Annotated in this window: 16 protein-coding genes; 14 read left to right on the forward strand and 2 right to left on the reverse strand. The window is 68.9% G+C overall.

What is annotated here, in order from left to right; genetic code table 11:
• Positions 1–50: 50 nt before the first annotated feature.
• Positions 51–1,673: a PucR family transcriptional regulator gene (locus tag H074_RS35100; protein WP_007034846.1), complete on the reverse strand. Its 1,623-nt coding sequence runs from the start codon at positions 1,671–1,673 to the stop codon at positions 51–53.
• A 143-nt stretch (positions 1,674–1,816) separates the two neighbouring features.
• Here H074_RS35100 and H074_RS35105 point away from each other — a divergent pair, with 143 nt between their 5' ends.
• Positions 1,817–3,313 (forward strand): CoA-acylating methylmalonate-semialdehyde dehydrogenase, encoded by a 1,497-nt coding sequence (locus H074_RS35105; RefSeq protein ID WP_007034847.1) that lies wholly within the window; start codon positions 1,817–1,819, stop codon positions 3,311–3,313.
• A gap of 54 nt (positions 3,314–3,367) precedes the next feature.
• On the opposite strand, the gene H074_RS35110 is transcribed toward H074_RS35105, so the two are convergent.
• Positions 3,368–4,618: a lipase family protein gene (locus H074_RS35110; protein WP_007034848.1), complete on the reverse strand. Its 1,251-nt coding sequence runs from the start codon at positions 4,616–4,618 to the stop codon at positions 3,368–3,370.
• A 178-nt stretch (positions 4,619–4,796) separates the two neighbouring features.
• On the opposite strand from H074_RS35110, the gene H074_RS40505 reads away from it, so the two are divergent.
• The 13 genes from H074_RS40505 to H074_RS35170 all read left to right on the forward strand — a co-directional run bounded on the left by H074_RS40505 (position 4,797) and on the right by H074_RS35170 (position 15,002).
• Entirely contained in the window at positions 4,797–5,168 is a 372-nt protein-coding gene (locus H074_RS40505; protein ID WP_152521554.1) for a hypothetical protein, read from the forward strand.
• A 118-nt stretch (positions 5,169–5,286) separates the two neighbouring features.
• Entirely contained in the window at positions 5,287–6,312 is a 1,026-nt protein-coding gene (gene hrcA, locus H074_RS35115) for a heat-inducible transcriptional repressor HrcA (RefSeq protein WP_007034849.1), read from the forward strand.
• A 42-nt stretch (positions 6,313–6,354) separates the two neighbouring features.
• Positions 6,355–7,518, forward strand: a complete 1,164-nt coding sequence (gene dnaJ, locus H074_RS35120) for a molecular chaperone DnaJ (RefSeq protein ID WP_007034850.1) — start codon at positions 6,355–6,357, stop codon at positions 7,516–7,518.
• Positions 7,519–7,521: 3 nt separating this feature from the next.
• On the forward strand, positions 7,522–8,274 hold the full coding sequence (locus H074_RS35125) for a 16S rRNA (uracil(1498)-N(3))-methyltransferase (RefSeq protein WP_007034851.1): 753 nt from the start codon (positions 7,522–7,524) through the stop codon (positions 8,272–8,274).
• A gap of 575 nt (positions 8,275–8,849) precedes the next feature.
• Positions 8,850–9,200 carry a histidine triad nucleotide-binding protein gene (locus tag H074_RS35130; RefSeq protein WP_007034852.1) on the forward strand — a complete coding sequence of 117 codons (351 nt, stop codon included), beginning with the start codon at positions 8,850–8,852 and terminating at the stop codon, positions 9,198–9,200.
• Between the two features lie 114 nt (positions 9,201–9,314).
• Complete coding sequence (locus H074_RS35135; RefSeq protein ID WP_007034853.1) at positions 9,315–10,412, forward strand: PhoH family protein; 1,098 nt, start codon at positions 9,315–9,317, stop codon at positions 10,410–10,412.
• Between the two features lie 127 nt (positions 10,413–10,539).
• Complete coding sequence (ybeY, locus tag H074_RS35140; RefSeq protein WP_007034854.1) at positions 10,540–11,094, forward strand: rRNA maturation RNase YbeY; 555 nt, start codon at positions 10,540–10,542, stop codon at positions 11,092–11,094.
• A gap of 13 nt (positions 11,095–11,107) precedes the next feature.
• Positions 11,108–12,460: a hemolysin family protein gene (locus H074_RS35145; RefSeq protein WP_007034855.1), complete on the forward strand. Its 1,353-nt coding sequence runs from the start codon at positions 11,108–11,110 to the stop codon at positions 12,458–12,460.
• Positions 12,453–12,779 (forward strand): hypothetical protein, encoded by a 327-nt coding sequence (locus H074_RS35150; RefSeq protein ID WP_007034856.1) that lies wholly within the window; start codon positions 12,453–12,455, stop codon positions 12,777–12,779. The genes H074_RS35145 and H074_RS35150 overlap by 8 nt, the downstream gene beginning before the upstream one ends.
• Entirely contained in the window at positions 12,779–13,678 is a 900-nt protein-coding gene (gene era / locus H074_RS35155; RefSeq protein WP_007034857.1) for a GTPase Era, read from the forward strand. The genes H074_RS35150 and era overlap by 1 nt, the downstream gene beginning before the upstream one ends.
• Positions 13,679–13,835: 157 nt before the next feature.
• Entirely contained in the window at positions 13,836–14,177 is a 342-nt protein-coding gene (locus tag H074_RS35160) for a CD225/dispanin family protein (RefSeq protein WP_007034858.1), read from the forward strand.
• 25 nt (positions 14,178–14,202) lie between these two features.
• Positions 14,203–14,553 (forward strand): CD225/dispanin family protein, encoded by a 351-nt coding sequence (locus tag H074_RS35165; protein WP_007034859.1) that lies wholly within the window; start codon positions 14,203–14,205, stop codon positions 14,551–14,553.
• Positions 14,550–15,002: a DUF2752 domain-containing protein gene (locus H074_RS35170; RefSeq protein WP_007034860.1), complete on the forward strand. Its 453-nt coding sequence runs from the start codon at positions 14,550–14,552 to the stop codon at positions 15,000–15,002. Before H074_RS35165 ends, H074_RS35170 begins: the two co-directional genes overlap by 4 nt.
• Positions 15,003–15,024: the final 22 nt, after the last annotated feature.

The following is a 15,024-nucleotide window of genomic DNA, read 5'->3' on the forward strand; positions in this document are numbered from 1 at the left end:
ATCGGCGGACGTGACCCGATCACTGTGTTCCACGCTTGGGTGAGATTTACTCACCCGGACGTGTGGTCGTCCGCTTCTCGAATGTCGTGGGCGAGCAACGCGACATAAAGGGAGAGCATCGACTCCGGATCTTCGAGCCGCACCCCGAGGACCTGCTCGATCCTGGCCAGCTGCTGGTAGTAAGCGGTGCGGGAGGTGTGCGCGGCGGCCGCCGCCGCCGACTTGTTGCCGCCGTGCTCGCAGTAATGCCTCAACGCCTGAACGAGTCTGCTGCCCTGCGCGGCGTCCCGGCTCAGCAGCGGACCGAGCTCCCGGGCGGCGAACGCGGTGATCCGCTCGTCGTCCGCCAGCAGATGCAGCAGTCCGCGCAACCGGACGTCGTCGAGACGGTGGACCACCCGTTCGACGTTCCCGGCGAGCGCCGCGGCGGCGACCTGCGCGGCTTCGACGAGCGTCCGGCGTGCTTCGGCGGGCCCGCTGCCCGTGGTCCCGACCGCGACCACGGCGGGCGCGCCGGAGCGGGCGTCGTGGATGTCGGTGGCCAGCCGATGCAGGACCGCGTCGACCCCCGCCTCCGGTGAAAGCGCGATCAGCGCGCGCACCAGGGTGTCGTCGGTGGCCACCAGCGCGGACACCTTGGCACGCCGGGCGGCGAGCGCGGTCGCCTCGGCGAGTTCCCTCAGCAGCACCGGAGTCGACTGCGTGGTCTTGGTGGTCGCGGTGATCCGGGGGCGCACGGCGACCCCGACCAGCAGCCGTCCCGTCAGCGGGACACCCAGTGCGGAGGCCCTCGCGGTCAGTTCGGCAGGCGGCACCGGATTCGCCAGCAGTTCGGTCAGGATCGCGCGGTGCGCCTGGCGTTCGAGACTGTCGGTGTCCTTGGCGACCAGCCGGTGGACCGCGAGCGCGGACGCGGCGCGTTCGGCGACCACGACGTGCCGGTGCGGTGGCGGATCCCCGCAGACGAGCACCAGCCGCCCCCAGTCGTGCCCGCGTGCGCCGACCACGGTGATCAGCCAGCCCGCGCCCGGGTGGAAGCCGGTCCGCTCGCCGACCTGCACCGGTCGTGACCGGGACGGCCAGCCGGGCAGCAGTTCGCCGGGATCGGCCCCCGCCGTGTCGTAGGCGAGGACTTCGTGCGACAGCGTCTCCAGCACGGCGGGATGTTCGGTGAGCCTCGCGACCTCGCGCAGGATGTCGCCCGGTTCGGCGCCGGCGACCGTGAGCGCGGTGAACGTCTCGTGGACCCGCTCCGCCGCGCGCAGCTCGTCGACCTGGGCGTCGACGATCAGCCCGTTCACCGCCTCGGTGACCGACACGAAGCGCGTCTCGCGCGAAAGGGTGATCAGCGGGACACCGTGCCGGTCCGCGGCCTCGACCAGCGCGGGCGGCAGCTTGTCACTCCAATGACGGACCAGCTCGACGACGATCCCGGCGACCCCGACGCCCGCCAGGTCGGCGACGTACCGGGCGAGCGCGGCGCCGTCGTCGGGCAGCGCGACCCCGGTGGTGAGCACGAGCTCCCCGCCCCGCAGCAACGGGGCGATGTCCGCGACCTCGGCGACATGCGCCCAGCGGACCGGCGCGTCCAGCCCCGCCGCCCCCGCCACCACATGGGGCCTGCCCTGACGCAGCACCGGCAGCGCGAGCACCTCGGCGACGGTCGGGTACATCGGCCTCCCACCTGGTTCGGCAACGCTGGAGACAGACTGTACGGCGGGGACCGGGAGTCCGTACACGTTGACGATGGCGTCGGTGTGGCGCGCGCACCCAGACTCGACCGGGAGCAGGCACCCGGATCAGGAAGGCGGAACCCGTGACCGACCGCATCACCCATTGGATAGACGGCAAACCGTGCGAAGGCGTGAGCGAACGATCCGGTGACGTGTTCGATCCGGCCACCGGCCAGGTGCGGGCGAAAGTCGCCTTCGCCGCGCAAGACGACGTCGACGCCGCCGTCTCGGCCGCCTCCCGGGCGCTGCCGGGCTGGCGCGGGACGTCGCTGGCCGGGCGGACACGAGTGCTGTTCGCCTTCCGTGAGCTGCTTTCGGCGCGGCGTCACGAGCTGGCGAAGATCGTCACCAGCGAACACGGCAAGGTGGAATCGGACGCGGCGGGCGAGATCGCGCGCGCCATCGAGAACGTCGAGTACGCCTGCGGCGCGGCGCAGATGCTCAAGGGCGGGTTCAGCGAGAACGCCTCCACCGGCGTCGACGTCTACTCGATTTCCCAGCCGCTGGGCGTGGTCGGCGTGATCTCGCCGTTCAACTTCCCGGCGATGGTCCCGCTGTGGTTCGTGCCGAACGCGCTCGCCTGCGGCAACACCGTCGTGCTCAAGCCGAGCGAGAAGGACCCGTCCGCGGCCGTGTTCATCGCGGAACTGTTCGCCGAGGCGGGCCTGCCCGACGGCGTCTTGAACGTCCTGCACGGCGACAAGGTGGCCGTCGACGGGTTGCTGGAACACCGCGACGTCAAGGCGATCTCGTTCGTCGGGTCGACGCCGATCGCGAAGTACGTCTACGAAACCGGGACCAGGCACGGGAAACGCGTGCAGGCGCTCGGCGGCGCGAAGAACCACATGGTCGTCCTCCCGGACGCCGACCTCGACCTCGCCGCCGACGCGGCCGTCTCGGCGGGCTTCGGCTCGGCGGGGGAGCGGTGCATGGCGGTGTCGGTCGTGGTCGCGGTCGACCCGGTCGGCGACGAACTGGTCGCGAAGATCGCCGAGCGGATCACGCGGCTGCGCGTCGGCGACGGCAGAAGGCCCACCTCGGAGATGGGGCCGCTCGTCACCGCCGCCCACCACGAACGCGTCGAATCCTATGTGGAGGCGGGTGTCGAAGCGGGCGCCCGGCTCGTCGTCGACGGCCGCGGCGTCGAGGTCGACGGTGAGGACGGCGGGTTCTGGCTCGGCCCGACGCTGTTCGACCACGTCACCCCGGGCATGTCGGTCTACACCGACGAGATCTTCGGGCCGGTGCTGGCGGTCGCGCGGGCCGAGGGGTACGACGCGGCGCTGGAGCTGGTCAACGCCAACCCCTACGGCAACGGCACCGCGATCTTCACCAACGACGGACGGGCCGCGCGGCGGTTCCAGAACGAGGTCGAAGTCGGGATGGTCGGCGTGAACGTGCCGATCCCGGTGCCGGTCGGCTACTACTCGTTCGGCGGGTGGAAGGACTCGCTGTTCGGGGACAGCCACGCCTACGGGCCGGAGGGATTCCACTTCTTCACGCGGACGAAGGTCGTCACCTCGCGGTGGCCGGATCCTTCGCAGGGCGGAGTGAACCTCGGGTTCCCGCGCAACAGCTGACGGCACCCTCGTGAGTGGTAAGGACGGTTCTAACCGTCTTTACCACTCACGAGATCAGAACCGGCCGCAGTTGCCGCTGCCGGCTTGCCCGTTGAACGCCCCCTTCAACCACTCGGTGGCGTCGTTGGGCGCTGTCGTCATGCCCAGCGCGTGGGAGAAGAACGGCGTGAAGGACGCCAAGTCCTTCCACTGGACGTTGGCGCCCTTGCCGCACCAGTCCTTCGCCATCTGCTTGCCAACGGCGGCCGGGATGACGTCGTCCATCGGGCTCTGTTCGACCATGACCGGCATGGCGGGCTTGACGGTGCCGATCCGGTTCTCCGCCACGATCGCGTCGAACGGCGGTTGGGCCAGGTAAGAGGACACGGGCCTGCCGTTCTCGGTCAGCGAACCGGACTGCTTGTACATGAACCGGAAGACCGCGTTCAAGGTGCAGGTCTGACGGGCCTGCAGGAACAGTTCGGCACCGGTCTGGTTGGCCAGGTTCATCAACTTGGCCTCGGGGTAGGCCTGATTGATGCCGATCAGGGCGTAACCCAGGAACCCGAAGTACATTCCGCCGTCGAGCGACTTCGACAGCGCGGCCTTGTCGGCGGGTGGTGCGCCGGAGTAGACACCTTCGACGTTCAGTTCGGGCGCGTAGGTGGCGGCCAGTTCGGCGGCGGCCGCGGCGGCACTGCCGCCCTCGGAATATCCGGCGATGCCCACCGGGCCGTCGGCGGGCAGGCCGGTACCGGGCAGTCGCTGTGCGGCTCGGATGACGTCGAGCACGGTGTGCGCCTCGGACAACCGGATGACGTACGGGTGATCACCACCGCCTTCCACCCACGGCCCGATGTAGTCGGTCTGCGCCACGGCGAACCCGGCGCCGAGCAGCGCGTTGACGAAACTGCCCTGGAAACCGGAGACCAGGTCCGAGGCCCCTTCGCCCGCGAGGGTTTTCGAGGGGGCGCAGTCCGATCCCATACCGAAGGTGAAGGGCGCGTAGGCCACGATCGGCCGCTCGCCGGGACCGTTCCACGGGTTGTTCGGCACCAGGACAGTGCCGCTCACCGCGACTTGCTTGTCCTTGTTGTCCCGGGACAGATATTGGATCCGCGTCGCCTTCGCCCCGTTGTAGGTCGAGGGCTGGGACTTGACCACATCGCCGTTCTCACCGGCGGGAAGTGGTGAAGACGAGATGTAGACCGAATTCGTGTCCGCGCTCGCCGCCGGGGCGCCCACCGACTGGGTCGCCATCGCGCCGGCCGCGACCAGTGTCGCGGTCATGGTGGCGATCAGGCCATGGCGAAAGGAAAAAGTCATACTGCACTCCACACTGAGTCGGAAGGTGAGGTCGGTCGATGAAATGCCTTGATCGCGAGAACTGTCGCAGTCGTGCCGGGGTTTTCCGCACGTGGCACAGATGGAAACCCGCCGGCCCCGTCCCGTCAATGGAAAACGACTTACCGGTCGTCGAGTTGTCATGGAGTGACGGCTGATCATGTCCGCGATTGTCAAGCCCGCTACCAGTGCATCTCGATGGCAACACCATGAAAACCCGAAATGGCATTCAAGTGACGGTTTTGTTATTTCTGTCAGTGTGGATCACCGGAACCCGCTCACGGTGTTCAAGGCTTTACGTCGGATTGTTGTCGAAGTCCTGGTTACCGTCTTCGTCATATCGGAAATGAGGCGGCCGGCGATGCGGGTGGCTGATTCCGGCCGCGAAAGCGTCGCGGATCCGCCTCCTGGAGGCACGCTCGCCCTGACCCGCACCGGAGACGATGGCCGAGGCGGACGGCGCTCGTTCGCCGTCATGTCCGCCGCCACCCGGCGCTTCGGCGGCGGCCGAACAGCCCGGTGGGCCTCGTGAGTGGCTAGGACGGTTAGAACCGTCCTAGCCACTCACGAGGCCCCAAAGAAGTCCGGTGACGCCCCGCGCGCCCCGCCTTCCGTAAACTCGTCGTGAGGACGAGCCGAGGGAGGTGCAGGTGGCCAACGCGGAAGAGCGCCGCTTCGAAGTGCTGCGCGCGATCGTCGCCGATTACGTGTCCAACCAGGAGCCCGTCGGATCCAAGGCGATCGTCGACAGGCACAACCTCGGTGTGTCCAGCGCCACGGTGCGTAACGACATGGCGGCGCTGGAAGAAGAGGGCTACATCACACAGCCCCACACCAGCGCGGGCCGCATCCCGACCGACAAGGGATACCGGCTCTTCGTCGACCGGATCGCCGAGGTCAAACCGCTCAGCTCGGCCGAACGCCGGGCCATCACGGCCTTCCTCGACAGCGGCACCGACGTCGACGACGTCCTGCGCCGGTCCGTCCGGTTGCTCGCCCAGCTGACCAGGCAGGTCGCGGTCATCCAGTACCCGACGATGACCAACTCCGCCGTCCGCCACCTCGAAGTGGTGCCGCTCACCCCGGCCCGGCTGATGCTGGTGCTGATCACCGATTCCGGCCGCGTCGACCAGCGCACCGTCGACCTCGGGGACGTCATCACCGAAGAGAACGTCGGCAGGCTGCGCACGGTGCTCAACGGGGCTCTGGCTGGCCGCCGCCTCTCCGAGGCCGCGGCGGCGGTCGCCGAACTGCCCGAGAAGTCGCCGGGTGAACTGCGCGACAGCCTCACCCGCGTCTGCACCGTGCTGGTGGAATCGCTGGTCGAGCACCCCGAAGAGCGGCTGGTGCTCGGCGGCACGGCCAACCTCACCCGCAACGTCTCCGACTTCCCCGGATCGCTGCGGCAGGTGCTGGAGGCGCTCGAGGAGCAGGTCATCGTGCTCAAGCTCCTCGCGGCCGCGCGCAACCCCGGTGCGATCAGCGTGCGCATCGGTGAGGAAAATGAGGACGAGCAGATGCGCAGCACCTCAGTGGTGTCCATCGGCTACGGCATGGACGACATGCTGCTGGGCGGGATGGGCGTCGTCGGGCCGACCAGGATGGACTACCCGAACACCATCGCCGCGGTGCGTGCGGTGGCGAACTACGTGGGGCAGATCCTCTCCGGCCGCTGAACGCGGCGTTGAGGTCGAAGTCAGAAGGAGAAGGCGAAGACGGTGGCGAGGGACTATTACGGCATTCTCGGGGTTGCGAAGAACGCGACGGATCAGGAGATCAAGCGCGCGTACCGCAAACTGGCCCGTGAACTGCACCCCGACGTCAACCCGTCGGAGGACGCACAGCACCGCTTCGGCGAGGTGACCACCGCGTACGAGGTGCTGTCGGATCCGCAGAAGCGCAAGGTCGTCGACCTCGGTGGCGACCCGATGGACGGCGGGGCCCGCGGCGGAGGCGGAGACCCGTTCTCGGGCTTCGGCGGCCTCGGCGACATCATGGACGCCTTCTTCGGCGCCGCCGGAGGTGGCGGCGGCCGCGGCCGTGGCCCGCGCAGCCGCGTGCAGCCCGGGTCCGACGCGCTCATCCGCCTCGGCCTGACCCTCGAGGACTGTGCCACCGGCGTCGACCGCGAGATCACCGTCGACACCGCCATCGTCTGCGACCTGTGCCGCGGCGCCGGCGCGGCCGAAGGCACCGGCACCAAGACCTGCGACACCTGCGGTGGAGCGGGCGAGGTCCAGTCCGTGCAGCGGTCCTTCCTCGGCCAGGTCGTCACCGCCCGCCCCTGCCCGGTCTGCCGCGGCTTCGGCGAGGTCATCCCCGACCCCTGCCGCCAATGCGGCGGTGACGGCCGGGTCCGCGCCCGCCGCAACGTCACCGCCAAGATCCCGCCGGGCGTCGGCGACGGCATGCGCATCCGCCTCTCCGGCCAGGGCGAGGTCGGCCCCGGCGGTGGCCCCGCGGGCGACCTGTACGTCGAGATCGACGAGTCGCCCCACGAGGTCTTCGTCCGCCAGGGCAACGACCTCCACTGCAACTTCCGCATCCCGATGACCACCGCCGCCCTCGGTGCCACGGTGCCCATCGAGACACTCATCGACGGCGACTACGAACTCGACATCGAGCCGGGAACCCAGCCCGCCACCGAACTCGTGCTCACCGGCAAGGGCATGCCCCGGCTGCGGTCCTCCGGCCGCGTCGACGGCCGCGGCGACCTGCACGTCCACATCGACGTCGTCGTGCCGACCAAACTGGACGACGCCCAGCGCGACCTCCTCGTCGAACTCGCCCAGCAGCGCGGCGAAGACGTGCCGTCACTCTCCTCGAACGGTTCCAAACCCGGCGGGCTGTTCTCCAAGCTGCGCACCAAGAACCACCGGTAATCCGTGCCCGAGACGACACTGCCGGTCTTCCTCACCGCCACGCTGCCCGCTTCCGGGCGCACCACACTCGACGGTGAGGAAGCCCGGCACGCCGCCACCGTCCGCCGCCTGCGCGTCGGCGAACGTCTCGTGCTCTCCGACGGCGAAGGCGGCATGGCACGCTGCGTCGTCGAAGCCGTCCAGGCGGGCCGGGACGCGGCACTCACCCTCGCCATCGAAGAACACTGGACCGAGGAACCACCCGCACTGCGCGTCATCGTCGCCCAGGCACTCGCCAAAGGCGACCGCGGCGAACTCGCCGTCGAACTCGCCACCGAAGCGGGCGCCGACGCCATCGTTCCCTGGCGCGCCGCCCGCAGCGTCGCCCGCTGGGAAGAAGGAACCCGCGGCGACAAAGCACTCACCCGCTGGCGCACCACCGCGCGCGCCGCCGCCAAACAAGCCCGCCGCGCCCACATCCCCGAAGTCGCCGAACCCGCCACCACCCGCGAACTCGCCGAACTCGCCCAGACCGTTTCCCGCGCACTCGTCCTCGAATCCGGCATCACCACCCGCCTCACCGAGATCGAACTCCCGGCACAAGGCGACATCCTCCTCGTCGTCGGCCCCGAAGGCGGCATCACCGACGACGAACTCACCACCCTCACCGACGCCGGCGCCACCGCCATCCGGTTGGGCCCCACCGTTTTACGCACCTCCACCGCCGCCGCCGTCGCGCTGGGCGCGCTGGGAGTTCTCACGGACCGCTGGAAGTGAAAAAACACCCCACTAATTTGCGGCGAGTTATGGCGCGATCACGCAAACAGCCGTTACTCTCGTCAACTGACGCGCAACACACGGTTTCGGCGCGCCACTGGGGATGAAACCCAGTCGCGCGCGTGAATCCCCGCCGGGCACCTCCCCCCTCGGTCCGGCGGAGCCGCGGCGGCGGTGGAGCGACCCCCAGGCTCCACCGCGCCGCGGCGTCTTCATTTCGGGGGCTTCGCAAGCTACGCCCCGAAATTCGCGCCGCGGCGCGGTTCCGCGTGTCTGCCCGGGGGGCCGAGCCCCCCGGACCCCCCACGGTGCGGTCGGCGGCGGTTGGCGGGCGTGGAGCGAAGCGTAGGGCTGGTGAGGTGGGGCGGTGAACGGCGTAGGGCCTGGCGGCCCTCGCCTGGTGAGGGGAAGGCGTGACTCGCGTGATCGAAGGCGTGACTCGCGTGACTGGATGCCGATCACGTGAAATCCGGCTCCAGTCACGTGAGATCCGTCTTTGGGCACGCGAGATCCGGGTTCGAGCACGCGAGTGCGGCGTCGCGTGGGCTGGGCCGGGTGGGGGATAGGGTGGGGGAATGAGTGACGCGGAGACGTTGTTCGAGCGGATCATCGCGGGCGAGATCCCGTCCGACAAGGTGTACGAAGACGCGACGACGTATGCGTTCCGGGACATAGCGCCGCAGGCGCGGGTCCACGTGCTCGTGGTGCCGAAGAAGCGGTACCGGAACGTCGCCGAGCTGGCCGCGGCGGATCCGCAGTTGCTGGCGGACGTCGCCTCGGCGGCCGAGAAGGTCGCGGAGATCGAGGGGATCGCCGAGTCCGGTTACCGGGTGGTGTTCAACACCGACGGTGACGCCGGACAGACCGTTTTCCACGTGCACGCGCACGTGCTCGGCGGCGAGCAGCTGGGGCATTTCGGGCGCTGAAGCGCGCGGCCTGCGGAAACCGGACTGCGTGCCGCCACCCGCAACCAGTAACATCGACCTTGTCACTGTCGTTGAAAATCGCAGCTTAAGCGCAGGAAGTAGGCCCGAGGCCACGTGGCCGGAACCGTACCGGGTGAAGCCGCCCGACCCGACGTTCCCGCGGACGTCACCCCGACGAAGGCCGACGAGGCCACGATCGCCGAAGCGGCCCAGTCCCGATTCCCCATCCCCGACGCCGCCGCGCTCAGCCTGCTCGGCTCGAGGGACGAAAACCTCCGCGTCGCCGAAGAACTCCTCGCCGCCGACGTCCACGTCCGGGGCAACGAGGTCACCCTGACCGGCGCCCCCGCCGACGTCGCCTTCGCCGAACGTGTCTTCGCCGAACTCGTGACGCTCGCCGGCCGAGGCCAGCAGGTCGACCCGGCCACCGTCCGCCGCACCGTCGGCATGCTCTCCACCGGTGACCACGAGTCACCTGCCGAAGTGCTGAGCATGAACATCATCTCCCGGCGCGGCAAGACGATCCGGCCCAAGACGCTCAACCAGAAGCGCTACGTCGACGCCATCGACAAGCACACGATCGTCTTCGGCATCGGCCCAGCCGGTACCGGCAAGACGTATCTCGCCATGGCCAAGGCCGTCCAGGCGCTGCAGGCGAAGCAGGTCACGCGCATCGTGCTGACCCGCCCCGCGGTCGAAGCGGGCGAGCGCCTCGGCTATCTGCCGGGCACGCTCAACGAGAAGATCGACCCGTACCTGCGCCCGCTCTACGACGCGCTGCACGACATGGTCGAGCCCGAGTCGATCCCGCGGCTGATGCAGGCCGGCACCATCGAGATCGCGCCGCTGGCGTACATGCGCGGCCGCACTCTCAACGACGCCTTCATCATCCTCGACGAAGCGCAGAACACCACGCCGGAACAGATGAAGATGTTCCTCACCCGGCTCGGGTTCGGCGCCAAGATCGTCGTCACCGGTGACGTCACCCAGGTCGACCTCCCCAACGGCCAGAAGAGCGGCCTGCGGGTGGTCCGCGACATCCTCGAAGGTGTCGAGGACCTGCACTTCGCCCAGCTCACCAGCCAGGACGTGGTGCGGCACAAGCTCGTCGGCGACATCGTCGACGCGTACGAGAAGTGGCAGGCGCTGCAGGACAGCCAGGACCAGGGCCGGCAGAACCAAGGCAGCGGTTGGAAAGGGCAGCGGCGATGAGGAATGAGCGCCCGTTGCTCAAGGTGACCAGAGAGCGCGCGTTTTCGGCCGGAGGCCCCGCTGATGCGGAGGCAGGCCGGAGGTCTGTCTACGGATCAGCGGTCGCGCGCACCATCGGGGATGAAGAATGAGCATCGAGATCGCCAATGAATCGGGCGTGAACGTCGACGAGGCCTCCATCGTGTCGGCCGCCCGCTTCGCGCTCGACAAGATGGAGGTCAGCCCGCTCGCCGAGCTGTCCATCCTGCTCGTCACCCTCGAGGTGATGGAGGACCTGCACGAGCGGTGGATGGACCTGCCAGGGCCCACCGACGTGATGGCCTTCCCGATGGACGAGCTCGACTCGTCGCGCCGCCCCGACGCACCCGACGCCTCGCCCGCGCTGCTCGGCGACATCGTGCTGTGCCCGGCGTTCGCGAAGGACCAGGCCAAGACGGCGGGGCACTCGCTGATGGACGAGCTGCACCTGCTCACCACGCACGGCGTGCTGCACCTGCTCGGCTACGACCACGCCGAACCCGCCGAGGAACGCGAGATGTTCGGGCTGCAGAAGCGGATCCTCGGCGAGTTCCAGGCGGCCGTGGCCGCGCACAACAAGCGCGACGCGCAGCGTTCCGCGGACGACAGGCTCCTCGGCACCGCAGGCCTCGACGCCGTGCCCGCCGAAGAGCCACCCGCCTAGGCGGCTCGCCGACATGGGTAGTCCCACGGGCCTGCTGGTCATCGCCATCGCGCTGATCCTGCTCGCCGGGGTGTTCGCGGCCGCCGACGCGGCGGTCAGCACGGTGTCCAAGGCCCGCGCCGACGGCCTCGTCCGGCTCGGCCGCCCCGGTGCGCGGCAGCTGTCGCTGGTCATCGCCGAACGCCGCCGCCACATCAACCTGATCCTGTTGCTGCGGATGACCTGCGAGCTGACCGCCACCGTGCTGGTCACCGTCGACATCCTCGGCTGGATCCGGCCGCTGTGGCTCGCCATCGTCGTCGCCGCGGGTGTGATGGTCGTGGTGAGCTACGTGCTCATCGGGGTCGGCCCGCGCACCCTCGGCCGCCAGCACCCCTACCGGATCGGCCTCGTCGTCGCGGGCCCCGTCCGCGTCCTCGGATCGATCCTCGGCCCGCTCAGCAGGCTGCTGATCGTCCTCGGTAACGCCATCACCCCCGGCCGCGGCTTCCGCGAGGGCCCGTTCACCTCCGAAGTCGAACTGCGCGAACTGGTCGACCTCGCCCAGGAACGCGGCGTCGTCGAGGAATCCGAACGCGAGATGATCCACTCGGTGTTCGAACTCGGTGACACCGTCGCGCGCGAGGTCATGGTGCCGCGTACGGAGATCGTCTGGATCGAGCACGACAAGACCGTGCGCCAGGCGCTCGCGCTGGCCCTGCGCACCGGGTTCACCCGGCTGCCGGTGATCGGAGACTCCGTCGACGACGTGGTGGGCGTGGTCAACATCAAGGACCTCATGCCCGCCTACATGGCCGAGGGCGGCTCGCAGCGCCAGGTCGGGGAGCTGATGAACCCGGCGAGCTTCGTGCCCGATTCCAAGCGGCTCGACGAGCTGCTCAAGGAGATGCAGGTCTCGCACAACCACATGGCGATCGCCGTCGACGAGTACGGCGGCACCGCCGGCCTGCTCACCATCGAGGACATCCTCGAGGAGATCGTCGGCGAGATCACCGACGAATCCGACACCGACGAACGCCCCGAGGTCGAAGAACTCGAAAACGGCGCGGTCCGCGTCTCGTCCCGGCTCTCGATCGACGACCTGGGCGAACTGTTCGGGATCGACCTCGAAGACCACGACGTGGAGACCGTGGGCGGACTGCTCGCCGAGCGACTGGGTAGGGTCCCGCTGCCGGGGGCCGAAGCCGAGGTCGCCGGACTTCGGCTGTTCGCCGAAGGCGGTAAGGACCGGCGCGGGCGGATGCGGATCACCACGGTGGTCGTCCACCCCGCCGACGCGGACGCGGTGACCGACGCAGCCCAGGGCAGGCGCCGGACCCGGGTCCCGCAGCCCGATGAAAGTGACAGGAGTGTCGAACATGCCTGAGCTGGACGCCGAGGACGAGAAGCTGGTGACCCTGGCCAGGTCCGCGCGAGCCCGCACCCAGGCCGCCGAGGGCGCCGCGCTCCGCGACACCGACGGCCGTACCTACGCGGCGAGCACGGTCGACCAGCCGTCGTTCAAGCTCACCGCGCTGCAGGCCGCCGTCGCCGCCGCCGTTTCGAGCGGAGCCGAAGGGATCGAGGCCGCCGTCGTGGTCACCGCCGAAGGCCTGCTCAAAGAGGCTTCCGTGCACGCGGTGCGCGACATCGCCGAAAACGCCCCGATCTACCTGGCCGACCCCAGTGGCAAGGTGCTGAACTGATGGCCGAGCCGCACCGTTCCGGTTTCGCCTGCTTCGTCGGGCGGCCCAACGCCGGCAAGTCGACGCTGACCAACGCACTCGTCGGCAGCAAGGTCGCGATCACCTCCAGCAAACCGCAGACCACCCGGCACGCCATCCGCGGCATCGTCCACCGCGACGACGCCCAGCTGGTGATCATCGACACACCGGGCCTGCACCGGCCGAGGACCCTGCTCGGCGAGCGGCTCAACGACATCGTCCACTCGACATGGTCCGAAGTGGACGTTGTCGGATTTTGCGTGCCCGCCAACGAAAAGGTCGGCCCCGGTGACCGATTCATCGCCGCCGAACTCAAAAAGATCGCGAAGCGCACCCCGGTGATCGGCGTCGTCACCAAGACGGATCTCGTGAAGCCCGAACAGGTCGCCGAGCAGCTGCTCGCCCTGCAGGAGGTCATGGAGTTCGCCGAGCTGATCCCGGTGTCCGCTGTGGACGGTTTCCAGGTCGGCGCGCTCGCGGACCTGCTGGTGCGCCACCTTCCCGAAGGCCCGCAACTGTATCCGGGCGGCGAACTCACCGACGAGCCCGAGCAGACCCTGGTCGCCGAGCTGATCCGCGAGGCCGCGCTGGAGGGTGTCCGGGACGAACTCCCGCATTCGATCGCCGTCACCGTCGAGGAAATGCTGCCGCACGAGGGCAGGGACGACATGATCGACGTGCACGCGTTCCTTTATGTGGAACGACCGAGTCAGAAGGGCATCATCCTCGGGCACAAGGGTGAGCGCCTGAAGGACGTCGGAGCCCGCGCCCGGCAGCAGATCGAGGGGCTCCTCGGTTCGAAGGTCTACCTCGATCTGCACATCAAGGTCGCCAAAGAGTGGCAGCGCGACCCCCGTCAGTTGCGACGGCTGGGCTTCTGACTTAACGGAATGTCTCGATTCGGTCGCGGAGACCGGTTGATGGTGTGGAACCGGACGGGTGACCTTAGAGTCTCAACCCTTGACTCCGGTGATCGCTGATCGGGCGGCGGGCGCCCGGGTCGATTTCCACATCTCATTCGTGAAGGGAAAGCGGTAAATGACCGACAACCAGGGCCTGCCCAACTACTCCGGCGACCCTCAGGGCGGTGGCGGCTTCAACAACCCCGGCCCGCCGCCCAACAACAACCTGGTGTGGGCCATCCTCACCACGATCCTGTGCTGCCTGCCCTTCGGCATCGTCGCCATCGTCAAGGCGAACCAGGTGAACACCCTCTGGGCGCAGGGTCAGCCCGCCGCGGCGCAGGAAGCGGCCGACGCCGCCAAGAAGTGGTCGATCATCGCGGCGATCGTCGGTGGCGTGCTCATCGTTCTGTACGTTGTCCTCGTCGTCGTCCTGGGTGTCTTCGCGGCCTCGGTGGACGTGAACAACTACCGCTGATCCCGGCGATCGAGGGGGAGACCTCATGACCGACCAGTACCCGAACTACCCGCCTCCGGGCGGGCCACCGCCGCAGCAACCGTATTACGGCGGCATGCCGAACTACGGTCCTCCGCCGGACAACAACCTGGTGTGGGCCATCCTCTGCACGGTGTTGTGCTGCTTGCCGCTGGGTATCGTGGCGATCGTGAAGTCGAGCCAGGTGCAGACGTTGTGGTCGCAGGGCTTCCACGCCGAAGCCCAGAAGGCCGCCGACGACGCGAAGAAGTGGTCCATGTGGGGAGCGATCGCCACCGGTGGTCTTTTCCTGCTGTACATCATCTTCATCGTGGTGATGGTCATCATCGGCGCGTCGGCGGGAAGCTTCACGCCGTGACGACGTCCGTCTACACGGGATTCCCGGCGCGCGGGTTCAAAGCACGGACCCGCGCGCTGGGACCGCCCCTGGCCGTCGCCGCCGGCGCCGCGGCGGGCTGCGTCGTCCTCTGGCTGGGCGATCCCACCACTCCGGGCGGGCCGCTTCCGGTCTGTCCCACCAAGGCGCTGCTGGGTATCGCCTGTCCCGGCTGCGGTGGCATGCGCATGGTCTACAGCGCGCTGCACGGGGACATCCCCGCCGCGCTGCACTACAACGCGGTGTCCTTTGTGGTCGTTCTGCTGCTCGTCTGGAGCACCGTCGCCTGGGCGGTCGGCAGGCTCCGCGGCCGTGCGGTGAACAGCTGGCTGCACTGGCGCTGGACGCCGCTCGCGTTCGGTGTCGTGTTCGTCGTCTGGTTCGTCATCCGTAACCTGCCCTTCGCCCCGTTCACCTCGCTCTACGTCTGAGTACCGGGCCGAGGCCCGGATC

The organism is Amycolatopsis decaplanina DSM 44594 (assembly GCF_000342005.1).
Taxonomy (GTDB): domain Bacteria; phylum Actinomycetota; class Actinomycetes; order Mycobacteriales; family Pseudonocardiaceae; genus Amycolatopsis; species Amycolatopsis decaplanina.